This window comes from Vasconcelosia minhoensis LEGE 07310, assembly GCF_015207255.1.
Taxonomy (GTDB): Bacteria; Cyanobacteriota; Cyanobacteriia; order Phormidesmidales; family Phormidesmidaceae; genus Vasconcelosia; species Vasconcelosia minhoensis.
The window spans coordinates 1-19,132 of the sequence record NZ_JADEXG010000066.1 but is presented as its reverse complement, the minus strand read 5'-3'; the positions used below and the strand labels follow the sequence as shown (position 1 = coordinate 19,132).

20 protein-coding genes are annotated in these 19,132 nt (G+C 57.2%); 10 read left to right on the top strand and 10 right to left on the bottom strand.

Annotated features, from left to right (window positions below; all coding sequences use genetic code 11):
- Nucleotides 1–33 precede the first annotated feature (33 nt).
- Nucleotides 34–1,092, bottom strand: a complete 1,059-nt coding sequence (locus tag IQ241_RS21015; protein ID WP_193911002.1) for a septal ring lytic transglycosylase RlpA family protein — start codon at nucleotides 1,090–1,092, stop codon at nucleotides 34–36.
- Nucleotides 1,093–1,686: 594 nt separating this feature from the next.
- Here IQ241_RS21015 and purM point away from each other — a divergent pair.
- Entirely contained in the window at nucleotides 1,687–2,742 is a 1,056-nt protein-coding gene (purM, locus tag IQ241_RS21010) for a phosphoribosylformylglycinamidine cyclo-ligase (RefSeq protein ID WP_193911000.1), read from the top strand.
- A gap of 71 nt (nucleotides 2,743–2,813) precedes the next feature.
- The gene (locus IQ241_RS21005; RefSeq protein WP_390622480.1) at nucleotides 2,814–3,617 is read left to right on the top strand and encodes a prohibitin family protein; all 804 of its coding nucleotides are present in this window, start codon (nucleotides 2,814–2,816) and stop codon (nucleotides 3,615–3,617) included.
- Nucleotides 3,618–3,721: 104 nt separating this feature from the next.
- Here the strand turns inward: IQ241_RS21005 and IQ241_RS21000 are convergent, their stop codons facing one another.
- The gene (locus tag IQ241_RS21000; RefSeq protein WP_193910996.1) at nucleotides 3,722–4,075 is read right to left on the bottom strand and encodes a hypothetical protein; all 354 of its coding nucleotides are present in this window, start codon (nucleotides 4,073–4,075) and stop codon (nucleotides 3,722–3,724) included.
- Nucleotides 4,076–4,162: 87 nt separating this feature from the next.
- On the opposite strand from IQ241_RS21000, the gene IQ241_RS20995 reads away from it, so the two are divergent.
- Nucleotides 4,163–5,107 (top strand): isopenicillin N synthase family dioxygenase, encoded by a 945-nt coding sequence (locus tag IQ241_RS20995; protein WP_193910994.1) that lies wholly within the window; start codon nucleotides 4,163–4,165, stop codon nucleotides 5,105–5,107.
- Nucleotides 5,108–5,125: 18 nt separating this feature from the next.
- Here IQ241_RS20995 and cax read toward each other — a convergent pair whose 3' ends face one another.
- Entirely contained in the window at nucleotides 5,126–6,259 is a 1,134-nt protein-coding gene (gene cax / locus IQ241_RS20990) for a calcium/proton exchanger (RefSeq protein ID WP_193910992.1), read from the bottom strand.
- Nucleotides 6,260–6,447: 188 nt separating this feature from the next.
- Here cax and IQ241_RS20985 point away from each other — a divergent pair, with 188 nt between their 5' ends.
- Nucleotides 6,448–7,407, top strand: a complete 960-nt coding sequence (locus tag IQ241_RS20985; protein ID WP_322743731.1) for an endonuclease/exonuclease/phosphatase family protein — start codon at nucleotides 6,448–6,450, stop codon at nucleotides 7,405–7,407.
- A 281-nt stretch (nucleotides 7,408–7,688) separates the two neighbouring features.
- Nucleotides 7,689–8,021, top strand: coding sequence for a DUF4288 domain-containing protein (locus IQ241_RS20980; RefSeq protein WP_193910988.1), 333 nt, complete (start codon nucleotides 7,689–7,691; stop codon nucleotides 8,019–8,021).
- A gap of 57 nt (nucleotides 8,022–8,078) precedes the next feature.
- Here the strand turns inward: IQ241_RS20980 and IQ241_RS20975 are convergent, their stop codons facing one another.
- The 4 genes from IQ241_RS20975 to IQ241_RS20960 all read right to left on the bottom strand — a co-directional run bounded on the left by IQ241_RS20975 (nucleotide 8,079) and on the right by IQ241_RS20960 (nucleotide 10,799).
- Nucleotides 8,079–8,327 (bottom strand): DUF4926 domain-containing protein, encoded by a 249-nt coding sequence (locus IQ241_RS20975; protein WP_193910986.1) that lies wholly within the window; start codon nucleotides 8,325–8,327, stop codon nucleotides 8,079–8,081.
- Nucleotides 8,324–8,659, bottom strand: coding sequence for a DUF6883 domain-containing protein (locus IQ241_RS20970; protein ID WP_193911029.1), 336 nt, complete (start codon nucleotides 8,657–8,659; stop codon nucleotides 8,324–8,326). Before IQ241_RS20970 ends, IQ241_RS20975 begins: the two co-directional genes overlap by 4 nt.
- Nucleotides 8,660–8,895: 236 nt before the next feature.
- Nucleotides 8,896–9,657: a Type 1 glutamine amidotransferase-like domain-containing protein gene (locus IQ241_RS20965; protein ID WP_193910984.1), complete on the bottom strand. Its 762-nt coding sequence runs from the start codon at nucleotides 9,655–9,657 to the stop codon at nucleotides 8,896–8,898.
- Between the two features lie 83 nt (nucleotides 9,658–9,740).
- On the bottom strand, nucleotides 9,741–10,799 hold the full coding sequence (locus IQ241_RS20960) for a mannose-1-phosphate guanylyltransferase (protein ID WP_193910982.1): 1,059 nt from the start codon (nucleotides 10,797–10,799) through the stop codon (nucleotides 9,741–9,743).
- A 222-nt stretch (nucleotides 10,800–11,021) separates the two neighbouring features.
- Here IQ241_RS20960 and IQ241_RS20955 point away from each other — a divergent pair, with 222 nt between their 5' ends.
- On the top strand, nucleotides 11,022–12,560 hold the full coding sequence (locus IQ241_RS20955) for an LCP family protein (protein ID WP_193910980.1): 1,539 nt from the start codon (nucleotides 11,022–11,024) through the stop codon (nucleotides 12,558–12,560).
- Between the two features lie 116 nt (nucleotides 12,561–12,676).
- Here IQ241_RS20955 and IQ241_RS20950 read toward each other — a convergent pair whose 3' ends face one another.
- Nucleotides 12,677–13,384, bottom strand: a complete 708-nt coding sequence (locus IQ241_RS20950) for a GDSL-type esterase/lipase family protein (protein WP_193910979.1) — start codon at nucleotides 13,382–13,384, stop codon at nucleotides 12,677–12,679.
- Nucleotides 13,385–13,530: 146 nt separating this feature from the next.
- The gene (glmM, locus tag IQ241_RS20945) at nucleotides 13,531–15,045 is read right to left on the bottom strand and encodes a phosphoglucosamine mutase (RefSeq protein ID WP_193910977.1); all 1,515 of its coding nucleotides are present in this window, start codon (nucleotides 15,043–15,045) and stop codon (nucleotides 13,531–13,533) included.
- 125 nt (nucleotides 15,046–15,170) lie between these two features.
- Here glmM and IQ241_RS20940 point away from each other — a divergent pair, with 125 nt between their 5' ends.
- The 4 genes from IQ241_RS20940 (at nucleotide 15,171) to IQ241_RS20925 (ending at nucleotide 18,415) form a co-directional block, all read left to right on the top strand.
- Nucleotides 15,171–15,608, top strand: a complete 438-nt coding sequence (locus IQ241_RS20940) for a DUF309 domain-containing protein (RefSeq protein WP_193910975.1) — start codon at nucleotides 15,171–15,173, stop codon at nucleotides 15,606–15,608.
- A gap of 173 nt (nucleotides 15,609–15,781) precedes the next feature.
- A complete protein-coding gene (locus IQ241_RS20935; protein WP_193910973.1) occupies nucleotides 15,782–16,288 on the top strand; it encodes an LptA/OstA family protein in 507 nt (168 codons plus the stop codon).
- 171 nt (nucleotides 16,289–16,459) lie between these two features.
- A complete protein-coding gene (lptB, locus tag IQ241_RS20930) occupies nucleotides 16,460–17,188 on the top strand; it encodes an LPS export ABC transporter ATP-binding protein (protein ID WP_193910971.1) in 729 nt (242 codons plus the stop codon).
- A 60-nt stretch (nucleotides 17,189–17,248) separates the two neighbouring features.
- Nucleotides 17,249–18,415 carry an LptF/LptG family permease gene (locus IQ241_RS20925; RefSeq protein ID WP_193910969.1) on the top strand — a complete coding sequence of 389 codons (1,167 nt, stop codon included), beginning with the start codon at nucleotides 17,249–17,251 and terminating at the stop codon, nucleotides 18,413–18,415.
- Between the two features lie 29 nt (nucleotides 18,416–18,444).
- Here IQ241_RS20925 and recR read toward each other — a convergent pair whose 3' ends face one another.
- Complete coding sequence (gene recR, locus IQ241_RS20920; protein ID WP_193911027.1) at nucleotides 18,445–19,038, bottom strand: recombination mediator RecR; 594 nt, start codon at nucleotides 19,036–19,038, stop codon at nucleotides 18,445–18,447.
- Nucleotides 19,039–19,132: the final 94 nt, after the last annotated feature.

Below are 19,132 nucleotides of genomic sequence, written 5' to 3'. Positions count from 1 at the left end.
AATCCTGCCTGGATTCGGGTTGGATTTTTGCGCTTAGTCCGCTAGCACTTCTAGCTGCACCGGGCCGACGCCTGAGCTGGTTAGGCCAATTGCCCGCGCCGCGGCGGCGGACAGGTCAATCACCCGCCTGCCGCTGTAGGGGCCGCGATCGTTCACCCGCACAATCACCTGGCGATTGTTATTCAGGTTGGTCACGCGCACGCGGGTACCGAAGGGCAATGTCCGGTGGGCCGCCGTCATCGCATTTTGGTTGAACACTTCGCCGCTGGCGCTGCGCCGCCCGTGAAAGCCCGGCCCGTACCAGGAGGCAATGCCGGTCGTAGACGACCGAATCGCGACGGTCTGCGGGGCGGGTTCCGGCTGGGGGCGGCCCTCAATTTCGCTAATCGGCTCGGCATCGCCAAGCAGTCGGCGCAGCCGGTTGGCAACCTGTAGGGCATCTTCAGCCGGGTCGCCGGTCGTATCCGGTAAAATCGTTTGCTGATTGAGCGCAATCAGGTCTGCTTCGGCTACAGTCACGATGTACTGCTCGGTGTCACCATTCCAGCGAACGCCAATTTGAGTGGCGTCGAAGTCCTCGGCCGAGGTCAGCTGGTTCAGCCGAGAGCCGATGCTGGTAGCCCGCAGCGCGGGATCGGCTTCCAGATCGGCGTCAATCGCTTCGGCATTGTGGGTATTCAGGCTCTCCGGCGTGGATGCAGCGTCAGCGGCCGCGAAAGCGAGATGAATGGCGGTGTTAAACTCACGACCCAGCGTGTTCAGCTCTGTGCCGGTTAGGGTCAGGATGGGAATGTCCTGAAGGTAAAGGGTTGCAGCCTGTCGATCGTCCAGCGGATGGGGCAGAACCATCAGATTGGACTCCGGCGCTGGGGTTAGAATATCAGCGGCAGGCTGGGCTGGAACGTCGAAAGCCACCGGGGTAAGGGGCTGATCTGATTCGAGGTCGGATTCGGGGGCTGGGGCATCGGAGCCTCTAGCATCGACTTCGGGAGACTTGGCTCCATTAACCTGCTGGGTACTGCCCGAGAGGGGCGCGCTCACCACAGACATTAACAGGGCGGCTGTCAAACTACCAATGACTTGCTGTTTCATAACTCCACTCAAGAAACTAATGCAACCGGCGACGACATCGCGACAGCGCCAACCGGACCGAAACTGATCCCCGACGTTGACCCTGTCTTTTCATCACCGAGTTGACCTCACACTTCACTGACAACAAAAATTTGCAGACGAAAGCTAACTTAACATGAAGCTTTCGCCGCAGAAATCCTGGGGACCTTGCGGAAAGGCCCCGCCTCGGCAACCGCCTCAACGTGATAAAAATCACATCAAAATATTCAGCTTCAAGGGCTTGAGCATTTTTGTATAAACGTAAAAAAATGAAAGATCGTTTTTGAATGGTTATATAACTCAGTCGCTTAGTTCCGAATAACTAATCGATCGGCGGCCTATTTCTATGCGATTAGGCGAATACTTTTGAGCAGACTATTCAAAAAAATGAATATTCCGTTGAGTAAAAATGTCCCCAAATCTATCCTAAATATGGTCATTAATACGGACGTTGTGAGGCGATAGTTAATCCATCAATCTCTGATCGATAACGCGGATAATATTGCCTTATAAGCAAGTTCTATATATTTGGCTATATATCTTGTCTATATATCTATTAAGAGATGGGAAACCGCTATGGACTATCGACAAGCTGGGGTGGATGTTGAAGCCGGTCGCAATTTTGTGGGCCAGATCCAAGCCCTGGTTGACCAAACGCGGCGGCCCGAGGTCCTCGGCGGACTGGGGGGTTTTGGCGGCTGTTTTGAGCTGCCCAGGGGCTATCTGGAGCCGGTACTGGTTTCGGGCACCGACGGGGTGGGCACCAAGCTGAAGCTGGCCCAGGCGCTGAACCGCCACGACACGGTGGGGATTGACCTGGTGGCGATGTGCGTCAATGACGTGCTGTCGCTGGGGGCAGAGCCGCTTTTTTTCCTAGACTATCTGGCTACGGGACAGCTCCAGCCTGACCAGCTGGCCCAGGTGGTTGCCGGGATTGCTTCCGGCTGCACCCAGGCGGGCTGTGCCCTGCTGGGGGGTGAAACGGCTGAGATGCCAGGTTTTTACCCACTGGGTGAATACGATCTGGCCGGCTTTTGTGTCGGCATTGTCGAAAAGCAGCAGCGGCTCGATGGCTCCCACGTCCAGATTGGCGATGCGGTTATTGGTCTGGCCAGCCAGGGAGTGCACAGTAATGGCTACAGCCTGGTGCGTAAAATTATCGCCGAAGCGCCTCGTCCTGACCGCGTGCAGCCTGGCTATGACTGGGCCGAAGCGCCTGCCCTGCTGCGGGGACAAACCCTGGGGGAAGCGCTGCTCACGCCGACCCAAATTTATGTGGCACCGGTGCTAGCAGCGCTCCGGTCGGATCTGGAAATTCACGGCATGGCGCATATTACCGGCGGCGGCCTACCCGAAAACCTGCCGCGCTGTCTGGGTCCGGGACAGGCGATTCAGGTTGAGTTTGGGAGCTGGCCTAGCTTGCCTATCTTTGACTGGATCCAGAAAGCCGGGGGAGTCAGCCTGCGGAGTATGTTGAATACTTTTAATATGGGGATTGGGATGGCGCTGCTGGTGCCGTCGAGTCAGGCCGAAGCCGCCATAGCGCATTTTGAGGCAGTGGGTATGGCGGCCTACCCGATTGGGGAAGTCGTGGCTGGCCAAGGTAAGCTGCTAGGGCTGCCGGAAGATTAATTTTGGTTTTTCAATCGTTCAGTTTTAAGAGGACAGTTAGTTTGAGCGTACAGAAAGGAAGTGTTCAGCCAGTGGCGATCGCGGTCATCGCCACCGTTGTCGGGCTCATACTCGCCAGCAGTTTTGTGATTATCAACCCCGGCCAGGGGGGCGTTTTGAGTATTCTGGGCTCGGCCCAGGATGGGGTATTGCTAGAGGGCATTCACGTTAAGCCGCCCTTCATCTCCTATGTCGATATCTACGACATTACGGTGCAGAAGTTTGAAGTCCCCGCCGAGAGTTCCACCAAAGACTTGCAGGATCTCAAGGCCCGGTTTGCGATTAACTTCCGCCTGCGACCGGACCGGGTGGTCGAAATCCGGCGGACGCAGGGCACCTTGGCCAATATCGTGTCGAAGATCATCGCGCCGCAGACCCAGGAGTCGTTCAAGATTGCGGCGGCGCTGCGCACCGTAGAGCAGGCGATTACCCAGCGCTCTCTGCTGAAAGAGGATTTTGACATTGCCCTCAGCAGCCGACTCGACAAATACGGCATCGACGTGCTCGATACCAGCGTCATCGACCTTACCTTTTCGCCGGAGTTTGCCCGGGCGGTAGAGGAAAAGCAAATTGCCGAGCAGCGGGCGCGGCGAGCGGTCTACGTGGCCCAGGAGGCCGAGCAGGAAGCCCAGGCCGACATCAACCGGGCGAAGGGCCGGGCCGAGGCCCAGCGGCTGCTGGCGGAAACGCTGAAGGCACAGGGCGGCAGCCTGGTGCTGCAAAAAGAAGCGATCGCGGCCTGGCGCGAGGGCGGCGCTCAGATGCCCCGAGTCCTGGTGATGGGCGAATCGGGCGGCAGCGTGCCGTTCATTTTCAACATGGAGCAGGTCGAATAATTCGACCGCCAGTCAAAACGGACCTGTTCCTGGCTGCTGTGAAGCCGTTGGTAACAGGTCCGTTTTTAGGTTTGGGCTTAAGGTTTGGACTGGGGGCAGGCTGACTACGAGTCAGTCGTCTCCTTAGCCATGTCCAGATATTCGGCGGGATTGCTTTCGCCACCCGGCGGCGAGTGCGGGGTGTCGTCGCTATTTGCCGAACTGCTGCCTGATTTACCCGAGTCGGCTGGCGTATTCCCGGCTTGCTTGGCATCGGCAACGCCGGCTTCGGCGGGCTCGCGGTTCACCGGGTTAGGATCGCTAGACTGATTGCCCGCGCCGGTTTCATTTTGCTGAGCGGTTTCGTATTCCTGGTTAAAGTTAGTTTGGGTGGGCTGAAGGTCGTCCTCTTCGTTATTCATTGCCTCAGAAACCTGAGCCGCTTCCTGCGTTTTAGGGGTATTTTTATCAGTCGCCATGGGGCTCTCCTATAATATGTCAGTCATTGATTAAGGTAAATCAGGCCCGACCTGCTGGCATGTCTCCTCCGAGGTAAATAAAGAACGATGCCTGTTCATACTCAGACTGAGATTCCCATCGTCGATTTTGCGCCTTTTTCAGGCGATGCTGCCGATCGTCAGCGCGTGGCTGAGCAAATTTTTCAAGCCTGTCATCGAGTTGGGTTTCTCTATCTCAAGAATCACGGCATTCCCCAGGCTCAAATCGGTCAGGCGTTTGCGCGATCGCGCCAGTTTTTTGACCTCCCGTTGGCAGAAAAGCAGGCCGTAGCCTGGTCTAGCGAGTTTAGCAATCGCGGCTATGTGGGCCTGGAGCGCGAACGGCTGGACGAGGCTCAGCCGGGCGACCTGAAGGAAGCCTTTAACCTGGGCAAAGAAGCTGCTGATTCTACCGGGCCGCTGACCCAGAACCAGTGGCCCGCCGGGCAGGAGCCGTTTCGTCAAACGATGACTCAGTTTTTTGACACCTGTGGCACAGCCGCTAGCCGCGTCTTTCGAGCCTTTGCGATCGCGCTACAAATGCCTGAGTCCTACATCGACGACCATCATCAGAGCCAGGGCTTTACCCTGCGGCTGCTGCACTATCCGCCCCTGACGACAGCGCCCAAACCAGGCCAAATTCGGGCCGGGGCGCATTCTGACTACGGCACGCTGACGCTGCTATTTCAGGACGACGTGGGCGGGCTAGAGGTGCAGACGGCCAGCGGCGACTGGAAGGCGGCCCCGGCGATTGCCGACGCCGTGCTGATCAATACCGGCGACCTGACCCAGCGCTGGAGTAATGACGTGTTTCGCTCGACCCGGCATCGGGTAGCGCTGCCCTCGGGGGAAAAGGCGAGGCGCGATCGCTATTCCATGGCCTTCTTCTGTCAGCCCGACCCCAAGGCTGAGATTGTCTGCTTCCCCACCTGCCATAGCGCTGACAATCCGCCCCGCTATCGCCCAATCACCTCGGGCGAGTATCTGCTGAGCCGCCTCCAAGCCACCTACTAGCGCCATTCCAGGCATGGCTTAGCCGAAGCCTTCGATGACGGGGTGAAAGTAAAACGACAGGCAGATGATTGCATAGGTGGCCAGCAGCAGCGTGCCCTCCAGCCAGTTGGATTTGCCATCGTTGCTGATTGAGTTGGCCACCAATACCGCAACGGCGACCGAGAGCAGCTCAAAATTGTTGAAGTCCAGGTCCATCGGCTGGCCCATCAGGGCTCCAGCGATCACCAGCAGCGGCCCGACGAAGAGGGCGATTTGCAGACTGGAGCCGACGGCGACGCTCAGCGATAAATCCATTTTGTTTTTCAGCGCCACGGTGACGGCGGTGGCGTGCTCTGCTGCGTTGCCGATCACCGGCAGAATAATTACGCCGGTAAATAGCTCCGTCAGTCCCAGCTGCTTGCTGGCCACCTCCAGCGTTCCGACTAAAAACTCGGACTCGGCGGCGACCAGCAGCGTCGCTCCTAGCAGGACGGCGGACCACAGCTTCAGGTTGGGCCTATGCGCTTCGGTCTCAGCTGAGTCTTTGTCAGCCTCGAGGTCAGGAATATCGGTTTCTTCGGGTTCCTGCTCGGCCATGCCAACATCGTAGAGATAGGCGTGGGTTTTCATCGAAAACAGTAGGGTCAGGCCGTAGACCAGCATCAGCACCACTGCAACCGCGATCGACAGCCGCTGCAAAATCGGTTCATCGATGCCGGTGGAGGTAAAGTCCACCGCGGTCGGCAGCAGGATCGCAATTACGGCCAGATTCATGGAGGAAGCATTGATTCGCGCCAGCACCGGCTGAAAGGTTTGCTCCTTGAATTTGAGCCCGCCCAGCAGCATCGAAAGCCCCATTACCAGCAGCAGATTGCCGATAATGGAGCCGGTAATGCTGGACTTCACTACGTTCACTAATCCCTGATTGAGCGCAATCAGCGCAATAATTAGCTCGGTTGCGTTGCCAAAAGTGGCGTTCATCAGCCCGCCCCAGGAGGGTCCCAGCACAACGGCAATTTCTTCAGTCGCCGTGCCCATCCAGCCCGCCAGCGGCACGATCGCGATCGCCGCAGTGACAAACACAATCAAATCGCTCCAGCCTAAGAAATGGGCGGCGAGCGAAATCGGGATGAAAACCAGCAGGCCAAAGAAAATGATTTGCTTGGGGGACATTCAGGGACGGACTCCGTTGGACAATAGGGAATAGGCGAAATAGATACCGGCAGGCAAACACAGATTACCCAACCGGGTCAATCTTGCCAAACCCTGCTGGGCGTGAACCGCGATCGCAGCACAACCCTGTTATGAAATTTCTATTCAAACTCCTCCTCTTGCTCCTGGGCCTGGTAGGCATATCCAGTGTGGCAATCTTAGCCTTCTACCGCTGGGGCAGCGCCAGCAGCTTTCCGCCCCAGCGCTATGCTGAAATCGTCACCTACCGCCAGAGCGAACCCGCGCTACGGGAAATATTCACCGTCGTTACCTACAATATTGGCTATTTGTCTGGGTTAACGAATAATCAGCCGCTGGTGCGATCGCGCCCCCGATTCGAAGCCAATCAGCAAACCGCGCTGCGGGCACTTCAAGAAATCGCTCCCGATATTATCAGCTTCCAAGAAATTGATTTTGGGTCGAAGCGTTCTTTTCAGCTCGACCAGGCTCGGGCGATGGCGCAGGGATTGGGACTGGGACAAGGCGCGATCGCGGTCAACTGGGATAAAAACTATGTTCCCTTCCCCTACTGGCCGCCGACTGCCCAGTTTGGCAAAGTTCTCTCGGGTCAAGCCATCCTCAGCCGCTACCCGATCCAGAAGACCAGCCGTATCGTGCTCGAAAAGGTAGAAAGCAAGCCCGCCTACTACAACGCCTTTTACCTCGACCGGCTGGCCCAAGTGGCGCTGGTCGAACTCGACGGTCGGCAAATTATCATCATCAATGTCCACCTGGAAGCCTTCGATGCGCCCACCCGACTCAGCCAAACTCAGGTGGTCAGAGACCTGGCCGAGGGCTACGCTCGGGACTATCCGGTGCTGCTCATGGGCGACTTCAACAGCGCCGTGAATCGACCGGAAGAGGGCCGCGCTTCCATTCAGCTTATCGCCCAGTCACCGGACTTCACCCCCGCCGTCCCGATTGACCAGTGGGGAGCAGACAGCGCCACCTTCCCCTCCGACCAGCCCCAATACAAGCTCGACTACATCTTCTACACGCCCAAAACCTTGGAAAAAATAGACGCCCAGGTCGTCAGCACCGCCCAGCAGGCCTCAGACCACCTGCCCCTGATGATGCGCTTCCGCTTCCGCGACCAGGCTCAGAAGTAGATCAGGAATTAGCAGCACTAGAGCTCAAACACGATGAGTGAAGCACGTCAGGAAGGAATCAGCTGTAAAACTCAAGAGAATTCAAGCGAGCTAGCCAGTAGCTTCATCAGCCGCTGTTGTAAAGCATCGATCCGTCGGATGTTTCCTGCCCAATACCTTCAGGTATCCTTGGAAAACATTGGCAACGATCGTTCACAAGAGGGGAAGAGAGCTTGGAAGCTACTCAATGACAACCGGTTTAAGAAATAAAACAGTAGTCGAGAGGATTTGGGGAAAGAGCTATGTCACAGCAATTTTATATCGCCATCGTACTCTACGAGTCGGCTTCTACAGCATCCGACTACCAATCCCTATACGAGGAGGAGATGGTACTCGTTGAAGCTAGTACAGAAGAAGAGGCCCGGGCCAAGGGGCTTGAATATGCTAAACACCAGGAAAGCAGCTATCTAAATGATTCTGGTGAAACGATTACACAGCGGTTCAAATGCTTAGTCGATGTGCAGCAGGTGCTCTATGACCAGTTCAAAGATGGCACACCGCTATATGCCCGTCATTTCCGCAATCTCGACGCCTATCAAGCCTTCGAACCGCTCCTCTCGGGCAAAGAACTATAACCCAGGAAACCGGTCATCTTTTGCTTAATCTGCAGGTGAAGCGCGGATTCTAACCGCTTAAGACGCTTGTGCCAGACGACGGATCGAAAGTACATCGGTGGGCTGTAAAGCTTCAATGCTAGAGCTGGGCACAGTGACCACTTGTATGGTGTCTCCCAAGGCATTAAAGACTTCCAAAACGGCACCTTCTTCACCGTCGGCGGGATGAGGCACGTAATCGATTAAGGTTGTAATATCTCCCCGATGCAGGTCATATTCGGGAAAACATCGGTTAAGAGCAACTTCCTGATATAGCGCTAACTTCATAAATTAATTTCCTTGACAGGAATGAGCGTAATAAATTGAAAGTTCTGGTCTGTGTTTCGACGCAACCAAACAGTAACAACGGAAAGATTTATGCCATTTACGCCTGATAGCCTACCAATAACTTGATAGTAGGTACCATATTCGTCGGTACGGTTCTCAATCGCCTCATTAGTAGCAACGAGCTGGCGCAGCGCATCTGCAAGAGCATCTACATTATTTTGTGTGAAGCCAGCTTGGGCTAAGAATTTTGATTTGTCGTTTCGGGGTTGTAGTACCAGCAAATAGCTGGACATCTTGGCATCGGGAATGATGGCATTATCTGGAACTTTCATCATCATCCATAAGCTTACTCGCCGCATGAGGCGCTCTTTAGGCGTTGAGAGGTTCTTGGTATAGAACATCTCGCCCTCAGGATTTTCTGCTAAGGCTACTTCCATGTTTTGCGCTTGCCGTACGAAATTATATGCTCGCAGGTTTAGCCAAACTCCAGTGATAAGAACGGAAGTTATCCATAAACCCGCGATTGACATGAGTGCAAGCCAAAACCGATTGAGGCTCATAAACTGAATTACCGCTCTAAAAAGCGAAGAAATGTTGGTCGCCAAACCTCTTCGGTACTCGTTCCCAAATAGTGTGGAGAAATCACTTCTTCATACACTTTATTATCCTCTAGAGAAACACGATAAGCTTTTGCTGCCGGACGCGAGCTAATGACTTGACACAATCTGAGATCTGTGTAGTGTAGGGCAACGCCATCATCTGCTGCGATGCCGCTGGATAGTTCGTTAGAGGCGACATACTGGTGATAGGCCGGACGTCGCTCGCTTTCGCCGTCATAGTGCGGACAGTGACTGCCTTTTAGAAACCCCAGTCCTCTGAGTTTTGCATACTGACCTGGCACGACTGAATCAGATAGCCCCTCTTCGAACCAGCAGAGTGAGCCTGCGCTGAGACCACACAGTACAGTGCCATTTTCCCATGCCTGTCGCAGCACTCTATCTAGTTTCCAGGCTTTCCATATAGCAAGCATATTGAAGGTAGAGCCACCGCCAACATAAATAATGTCTTTTTCTCGTAGAAAAGAGTCAGGCCCGCCTACTGGTGGACGAAAAAGGCTGAGATGCGACGGGCGGCAGTTAAGCTGATTAAAAGCATCGTAGAACCGACGAATGTAGCTATCGCTATCACCACTAGCAGTTGGAATGAAGCAAACCTTGGGTATCTGACTAGTTGATTGCGCCAAGATGTACTGGTCTAGTAAAGGGTTATCGGCTTCCATTGAGAAACCGCCACCCCCCAGTGCAATGATTTGCCTCTTAAGTTGACTCATAGGTATAGTCAAAGCCCAGTTCAGCAATACATCCTAAATACTTGTGCCACATTCGTCCCGATAAAGGAGCCAGTATCAAAGCTTTACAGCAAATGCTTGTACTGTTCTGAGCCGAGTGACTTGACGGCCTGTTTGATGTCCTGAGTGCGATCCTTGCGGACAATCAGAGTAGCTTTGCCGTCGCGGACGATCACCACGTCTTCCAGGCCAATGGTAACGACGACTTCTTCCGGGTCGGAGGCATAGACGATGCAGCCTTTGGTTTCCAGGCCGACGTGCTGGCAGAGGTCTACGTTGGCGGCTTCGCCCTGCATCAGGCGTTCGATCGCGTTCCAGTCGCCCAGGTCATCCCAGCCAAAGTCGGCAGGTAGGACGTAGGCTTTTTCGGTTTTTTCCATCACGGCATAGTCAATGCTCAGCTTTTCCAGGCTGGCGTAGGCATCGACGCCTTTGTCCTTGAGGGCCGCGATCAGGTCGGGGGCGTGGGCCTTGAGTTCCCGGATCATCACGCCTGCTGGAAAGACAAACATGCCGCTGTTCCAGCAGTAGCGATCGCGAGCCAAAAACTGCTCGGCGGTCTGATGATCGGGCTTCTCGGTAAAGCGGCTGACCTGGTAAGCGGGCAGGTCGTCGTAGCGGCCTGCGGTCTGGCCCTGCTCGATGTAGCCATAGCCGGTAGAGGGAAAGGTGGGGGTGATGCCTAAAGTTGCGATCGCGCCCTGCTGCTCGGCCAGTGCTGCCGCCGCCTGAATCGTGCGGCGAAACCGAACTTCGTCTGTGATGTAGTGGTCTGCCGGGAAAAAGCAGCAGATCGCGTCCTCGCCGTGCCGCTTAGCCACCTCCAGCGTTGCCCAGGCTACGGCGGGAGCGGTATCGCGGCCCTGGGGCTCAACCAGAATATTTTCCTGAGGCAGCTCCGGCAGCTGCTCGCGGACGCCGTCAGCCAGATGGGAGGCCGTGATTACCCAGAGCGCATCCCAGCCGGCGGCTAAGGGCAGCAGCCGGTCGGCGGTGGACTGCATCAGACTGCGATCGCTGCCGTCCAGACAGAGAAACTGCTTGGGCCGCCGCAGCCGACTGACCGGCCAAAATCGTTCACCCTTGCCACCCGCTAATATAATTGGGATTAGGGACTTTGCCATGGGAACTCTCCTGCGGTCAAGGATTCCAGACTATCCTATCGTTAGGGAAAGGGCAGCAGGCTATACTACCTTAATAATTGATTAACAAATCATCGGTTCGTAAACCTTGCATCAGGCAACGGGGCGCATCAGTCAGGTCAGTCTCACGCTGATTTAGTTCTACCAAAGTCTAAGCCGCATAGGCTGTCGAGTCTTTTTGTTTTCCCTCAGCTCACATCAGGCATGTCCCAACCGCCCCCACCCGCGTCAGAGCCCAATTCAGCCCCGCCGTCCGCAAATTCTTCAGAACCCACCTCCACCGAACCGACTTTACCGCCATCTCCGGCTCCTTTAGAGCCCGTAGAGCCCACCCAGCAATCGGCGCAATCAGCGACTGAGCCTGCGGCTGAAGCAGTGGCAGAGCCATCCAGAAAGTCTCCAACTGGCCCTGCCCCAGCACCTGCCCCCCAGCGCCGGCGGTGGGGCAGATTTTTACAGCGAGCAGCTTGGACGGTTGCCTTTGGTGTGACGGCGGCCGCCTCCGCCGCGATTGGGGCCGTGACCCTGCTGACGATGCCGCTGCCCCGCAGTGAAAGCCCGCCCGTTTCTGTGGGCGAGCTTTGGCAGTCAGGCTTTCGCTATCAGGTGTCACGCCCGGTCAACATTCTGGTCATGGGCCTGGACGAAGCTCGGGATATTGCTGGAGCTGAGCCCGATAGTCTGCTCGGCCGCACCGATACATTGCTGCTGGTGCGGGTCGATCCGGCAGCTGAAGAAACCAACGTGCTCTCAATTCCTCGCGATACGCGCGTTGCTATCCCAGGCTACGGCGTCGATAAAATCAATCAGGCCAACTATGAAGGCGGGGCTGAGCTAGTTGCCCAAGCCGTCAGCTATAACCTGGGCGGGGTCGAAATTGATCGCTATATGCGGGTGAATACGGGCGCGTTCCGAGAAATTGTTGACCTGGTAGGCGGCGTCGAAGTGATGGTACCCAAGCCAATGCAATACGAAGACCAAACCCAGGGCTTGGTAATTGACCTGGAGCCCGGATTGCAAACGCTGAATGGCGATCAGGCAGAGCAGTTTGCCCGCTTCCGGCAGGACGCCTACGGCGATATTGGCCGGGTGCAGCGGCAGCAGATTCTGCTCAAGGCGCTGCGTAGCCGCATGGCCAGTCCAGCAATTATCCCTAAGCTGCCTCAAATTGTGCGGGTCCTCCAAGCGCATATTGACACCAACCTAACGCTCGAAGAAATGCTGGCGCTGGCCAGCTTCGGCCTCCAGCTCGACGCCTCAGAGCTGCACATGGTGATGCTGCCAGGCCGCTTTAGCACGCCAGACGAATATATCGCGAGCTTCTGGATTCCCGACCGAACGGCAAGCGGCGAAGTCATGCAGTCGTTTTTCCATACGCCGCCGGTGGAGCTGATTGCCGACAGCGATCGCGCCCCTCGCCTGCGGATTGCCGTCCAAAACGCCACCGCCGCGCCCTATGCGGGTCAAGATATGGCCAACTACCTGCGCGATCAGGGATTTGAACATGTCTACGTCTTGCCAGATCGGCCAGAGGCGGTGTTGCAAACCCAGGTGATTGCCCAGCGGGGTGACCTGGATAGCGCCGATCGGGTGATGTCTGCCCTGACGATTGGCCAGATTATCTCCGACTCAACCGGCGATATTGATTCTGACATTACCGTGCGGGTTGGCGAAGACTGGCTGGAGCAGCCTGCAGGGCTCGACGGAGAAGCGGATGAAGGGGTTTATGGACTGCCGCGATAGGCTGGCAGAATTTAGTCGAGGGCTCGTGATGCTGTTGATTACCTGCGTTCTAGCGGTTTTCTGGGTCTTGCTCTGGGCCGAACCGGTCAGCCGCTATTGATTCCCGATCAGCCCGCTCATGATTCAATCGCCTGCATCAGCGGCTGCCAGTCCTGCACTGTCTGGAGTAGGGTTTGATAGCCCAGCACGTTTGGATGGAGCCCATCCCGGCAAAGTCGCTGGCTGCACCAGACTTCGCCTTGGGCCGTCCACTGCTGAAAAATATCGAGGTAGGGAATTCCCTGGGCAGCGCAGGCGGCCCGCGTTAGGGCATTGTATCGAGCTTGGTCGGCCCAGCTGAAATAGAGCACTTCGGCGAAGGGCATGGCGGCCTCGTTCACCGGCACCATACCGACAAAGAAAACCGGGCAGAGCCGACGTGATTGCGCCAGCAGTTCCCTTAGACGCTGCTCAAACGTCGCCTCATCCGTCACCGCCCGTCCGGCTGGCCGCCCGGTCCGGGCCGAGTCGTTCATCCCGACTGAGAGCACGATCACATCGGGCTGGCGGCGGCGCAGCTCACCGCGATCGCGAAACTCCTGCTCCAGCCGTCGCGCCACCTGCTGCACGCCATCGCCGCGGACGCCCAGGTTATAAAAAATCGGGCCGGGCTGCTCGGGATCGAGCCAGCCGCGCCGCAGCCGCTCAACCCAGCCGCCGCCTTCGCTATCGCCATAGCCGTAGATGACGCTGTCGCCAATGGCGATCACCTTTTTGGGATAAGCCTTTTTGGGACAGGTCTGAAGCGATCGCAGCGCCGTTTGCCGCAGGGGAGATGCTACCATTCAAAACACCTTGCTCAAATCACTGCTCACTGCTACAGGTCTGGAATCGCGACTCTCGCTGTCCTGAATGCCTGAACCGCGAATTTACCATGCTTAGCGGAACTTTTCAATTCTTTACAGGTGAGCCGATTCGCGCTATGGCCTCGCTAGGCGGCCAAATGCTGCTCGACCACGGCTGACAGTGTGGCTGTCCAGCGCTCGACCAGCGCAGTGCTAGCCGCTTCGACCATCACCCGGATCACCGGCTCTGTTCCCGATGCCCGCACCAGCACCCGGCCCTGGTCACCCATCGCGGCTTCGGCTTGGGCAATCGCTTGCTGGAGAGGGTCGCAGTCCTGCCAGCGGCAGCGGCGATCGCGGTCTTCTACGCGCACATTCTGCAGCCGCTGCGGATAGGTGACAAAGCTCTGGGCCATCAGCTCTGGCAGGGAGCAGCCGGCTCGCTTAATCAAGTCGGCCAGGTGTAATGCTGTCAGAATACCGTCGCCTGTCAGGCTGTAATGGTGACAGAGAATGTGTCCTGACTGCTCGCCCCCCAGCATTGCCCCCCGGCTGACCATCTCGGCATGGACATGCTGATCGCCCACCGGCGTCCGCACCAGACTCCCACCCAGCCCCTGCCAGGCTCGCTCAAAGCCCAGGTTGGCCATCACCGTAGAGACAATCGTATCCTGCGGCAGGCGTCCGGCCTGCTTCAGGGTCTGGCCCCAAAAGTAGAGAATATAGTCTCCGTCGATCACCCGGCCCTGGACATCGACCGCCATCACCCGGTCGGCGTCTCCGTCAAAGGCAAAGCCAATTTCAGCTCCATGCTGGTTGACCGCGGCAATCAGCGGCGCCAGATGGGTCGAGCCGCAGCCGACGTTGATCCGGTCGCCGTCCGGCTGGCCGTGAATCACGACAATCTCGGCCCCAGTCGCGGCAAAGATTTGCTCGGCAACGCTACTGGCTGCTCCCCAGGCCAGGTCTAGAACAATTCGCAGGCCGCTGAGGTCAGACTGGGGCTGAAAGGGCTGGTGCAAAAATTCGACATAGCGCTGAATCAGCTCAGGCCGCTGACGGCAGTGACCCCAGCGGGCGCGGCCAAAGCAATCGCTCCCCTGCCGCAGCGCCGCTTCGATTCGAGCCTGAATCGCCGCTGATAGCTTGGTCCCATCGGCCCCAAAAAACTTGATGCCATTGTCAGCAGGCGGGTTGTGACTAGCTGAGATCATAATCCCACCGACGGCTTGGCAGTGCTGGGCCAGGTAGGCGACCGCCGCCGTGGGGCAAAGCCCTAAATTCCACACCTCTAGCCCGGCGCTCGTCAGCCCTGCCGCCAGCGCCGTCGCCAGCATGTCGCTGGAGTGGCGCGAATCCTGTCCGACAATCACCGGCCCCATCTTAGGTTCCGTCTTTTGTTGCTGGCCCTGCTCGGCCCATAGCTGGCCGGCCCAGAAGCCGACCTGCATCGCCAGCGGGGCCGACAGCAGGTCACCGGCTCTGCCGCGAATGCCGTCAGTGCCAAACAGGGGGGACCGGGGTAGCGTCAGGGCTGGCTCAATACTAGGATTTGGAGAACTGTGGCTGACCAAAGCCGGGTTGAGCGGTTCTTTTTGTGGCGCTTTTAGTAACTGACTGCTTACCCTGGCTTGTTGAACGTCTCGGGGGGTAACGACCATACTTGACACTCCAAACAACACACACTCAAAGTGGAGGATATCACCTCTTCCTTAAGTTTTGTTGACCCGATGCTAGCAATGTCACGGGTTGTCCTATCTATTACTGGCATCTATTTATACCGGCTATGGTGTCCGACTCTAACCCAACCCCAGGTTCTCTGCCATCTGCCCTTCGGCGAGGGATCGAGCAGTTTAACCAAGGGGATTACTATGCCTGTCACGATACCCTCGAAGCCATCTGGATGGACGCAGAGACCTTCGAAAAGCCTTTTTATCAGGGCATTCTCCAAATAGCGGTAGGGTTCTATCACCTCAGCCGGGAGAATCGCAACGGCGCGGCGATTTTGCTAGGCGAGGGCAGCAGTCGCCTGCGGCGCTTTGAACCCGAGCATGAAGGTGTTGCGGTGGCCGATCTGGTCGATCAGGCCCTGGTCTGGTTGGCATTGCTACAGTCGGAGTCGGCAGATGTGACAGCGCTGTCGAGCGCGATCGCGCAGCGCCGGCCAGTCGAGACTTCGGAAGGGCCGCTACCGCTGCCGCAAATCTCCGTTCAGACAGCCTGAGAATTGGTTCGCTACCGCTTTTATCTGAAATAGATCGAGCTAAGGTGAAGCAATCGGGGTAGATTCAACTGGGATAGATTCATGAAAATTCGTTGAATAGCCCTCTGACGGCCTCTGACCAGGTGCGAACCTGAAACGCTATATTCTTTCTAACTCTTGAGCTGCTTCGCAGAATGGATTTAACTGCTTTTCGCCGCTGGCGCCGGGGTCTGCTGGGCCTAGTAGCGGCCGCTGTCCTGGTGCCGACCGCTTTTACCGCAGCCCAGGCGCAGTCTGGCAACGCGATTACGCTGCTGGCCGACATCCAGGAGGCCAACGCCAATACGGGCATTATCACCGCTCGGGGAAACGTCCGGATTCGCTACCCGGCCCAGGCCATCTTTGCGACCTCGGCCCAGGCGCAGTACTATAGCCGCGAGCGGCGAATTGTGCTAACCGGTGACGTAAATATTCAGCAGGAAGCCAATCAAATCAAGGCGGAGGTTGTGACCTACCTGATTGACGAAGGCCGCTTTGTGGCTGAACCCCTGCCCAATCAGCAAGTCGAATCGACCTATGTGGTTCCTGCTGGGACAGCCCAGCCCGGCGCGGCTGCCCCGGCCCAAGAGACGATTCCGATTCCAGCACCGCCCGCCGATCTGCCCGCTGAACTAGGACCGATCGAAGCGCCGGGCGAGTAGCTAGCCATGTTGGAAATCGGGTAGGTGGGGACCCGGTAGGATGGAGAACCCCTCAGCGGCTCCATTGCAGCTGTGTTTGGGCTTTGTTGTGTCTGTATCTGTGCCATGACGCGCTCTTTGATAGAATCTGGGCCACAAGCTGTAAATTCCAACGCAGATGAGGCGGAGCCTTTGAAGCTGGTGCTCGAAAACGTGCAAAAAAGCTACGGTCAGCGTCTTGTCGTTAACCACGTCAGCCTCAGCGTAGCCCAGGGTGAAATTGTTGGCCTGCTCGGTCCCAATGGCGCTGGCAAAACCACGACCTTCTATATGGCAACGGGGCTAGAGCAACCCGACCAGGGCAAAGTTTTTCTCAACGAAGTTGATATCACCCCCCTGCCGATGCACCAGCGGGCACAGTTGGGCATCGGCTACCTAGCCCAGGAAGCCAGCATCTTTCGCCACCTCAGCGTTGCCGACAATCTGCGGCTGGTGATGGAGCAGTCTGCCATTCCGCGAGACCAGCAGGAGAAGCGGCTGAAGGCGCTGCTGAGCGATTTTCGGCTAGAGGCGGTGGCTGAGTCGATGGGGATTCAGGTTTCGGGGGGTGAGCGCCGCCGCACCGAGCTGGCCCGATCGCTGGCGGCGGGTCCTAATGGTCCCCAGTTTCTCTTCTTAGACGAGCCTTTTGCCGGCGTAGACCCGATTGCCGTCGCCGAAATTCAGGCAATTGTAGCCCAGCTGCGCGATCGCAAAATCGGTATTCTGATTACCGACCACAACGTTCGCGAAACGCTCCAGATTATCGATCGGGCCTACATTATGAGTAACGGTCAGGTGCTGGCCTCCGGCACCGCCGAAGACCTGTACAGCAATCCCCTCGTCCGCCAGCATTACCTCGGTGCAGGCTTCAAACTCTAGCTGATTGAATCGCTATCAATCTCCAAATAATCTACCGTCAGGCGTTCGACTCCCCCTCCCATGACCGATAGTGCACCCGCTCCCCGTCCCAGCTGGCCCAGCTGGCTGCCGCAGCTCTCGATTCTAGATCGCTACATCATTCAGGAACTATCCCTGCCTTTTCTCTTTGGCGTTGGCGCCTTTTCCTCGATTGGCGTCTCGATCGGAGCCCTGTTTGAGCTAATTCGCCGGGTTTCTGAATCGGGGCTAGCCCTTTCTCTGGCCGTTGAGATTTTTGCCCTGCGGCTGCCTGAGTTTGTCGTTCTGGCCTTCCCAATGTCAACGCTGCTGGCAACGATGATGACCTTTAGCCGTTTCTCTAGCGACAGCGAACTGGTGGCGCTGCGCGGCTGCGGGGTGAGCGTTCGGCGGATTATTGCGCCAGCTCTGGTGATGAGCCTGATGGTAACTGGGCTCAGCTTTGTCTTCAACGAGGTAATTACCCCCGCCGCCAACTATCGCGCTTCGGTCCGGCTCGATCGCGCCTTGAATACCGAACGACCGCCTTTTCAGGAGCGCAATATCAAATACGAGGAATATCAGCCCGCTAGCGACGGCTCCGGTAAAGAGCTTGCCCGGCTGTTTTACGCGCGCAAGTTCAACGGTGAAGAAATGCAGGAGCTGACGGTGCTGGATTTTTCCCAGGGCGATCTGGAGCAAATCGTCAGCGCCGATTCGGCCACCTGGGACTTTAAGCAGAATCTTTGGCGGTTTTCAGACGGTACGATCTACGCGGTTTCTCCGAACGGCTCCTTCAGCCAGGTTGTCAAGTTCAACCAGCAGGCGCTACAGCTGCCCAGAACGCCGCTCGACCTGGCCGCGCGGACCAAAGACGACAGCGAGATGAACATCGCCGAAGCTAGCCGCTACCTGGAGACGCTCCAGCAGACCGGCGATGAGCGCAAAATCCGCACGCTCAAAGTGCGGATTCAGCAAAAGTATGCCATTCCCTTTGCCTGCATCGTCTTTGGCCTAGTCGGCTCGGCCATCGGCATTCGCCCCCAGCGCACGGGCCGGGCAACCAGCTTTGGCATCAGCGTTGCGATTATTTTTGGTTTCTACCTGCTCACTTTTATTACCAATGCAATGGGTCAGTCGGGTGTGCTCAGCCCCTTCGTTGGCGCCTGGCTGCCCCTGGGCATCGGTCTGATTGCCGGGCTGTTTCTGGTGTATCAGGTTTCCAAGTAGGTCGTTTATGCCATTGTGGTTTGAACGGTCTATTCCAGTTCGCGCCGACCTTCTAGCGCTCTGGCCAGGGTCACCTCGTCGGCGTATTCCAGGTCGCCGCCCATGGGTAGACCAAAGGCGATGCGGGTGACGCGGGTGAAGGGCTTGACCAGCTGGCCGATATAGAGGGTGGTCGTATCCCCCTCAATGCTGGGGCTGATGGCAAGAATGACTTCGTCAATCGACTCTTTGTTGACCCGGTGGACGAGCTGGCCGATCGTCAGCTGCTCTGGGCCAATGCCGTCCATCGGCGAGATCAGGCCGCCGAGGACGTGGTACTTGCCTTTGAACTCGCGGGTTTTTTCAATGGCAATGACGTCCCGCGAATCGGAGACGACGCAGAGGGTGCGGTTGTCGCGGCGGTTGTCGCGGCAGATATCGCAGACGGGGTCGGCGGAGAGGTGAAAGCAGACCGAGCACAGGCCCACCTGCTGCTTGGCGTCGGTGAGCGCCTGGGCCAAGGCGCGGACTTCGGTTTCGGGCCGCTTGAGAATATGCAGCGCCAGCCGCTGGGCCGTTTTGGGGCCAATGCCGGGCAGCCGCTGGAGTTCTTCAATCAGCTTGGCAAGGGGGCGGGCGTAGATGGCGATTTCTCCTCAGCAAGGGGCAGGATGGCTCTACGAGTCTATGGCAGCTGCTAGGTCGCCGATGAATCGGGCGGCGGGTCGGGGGGCTGTC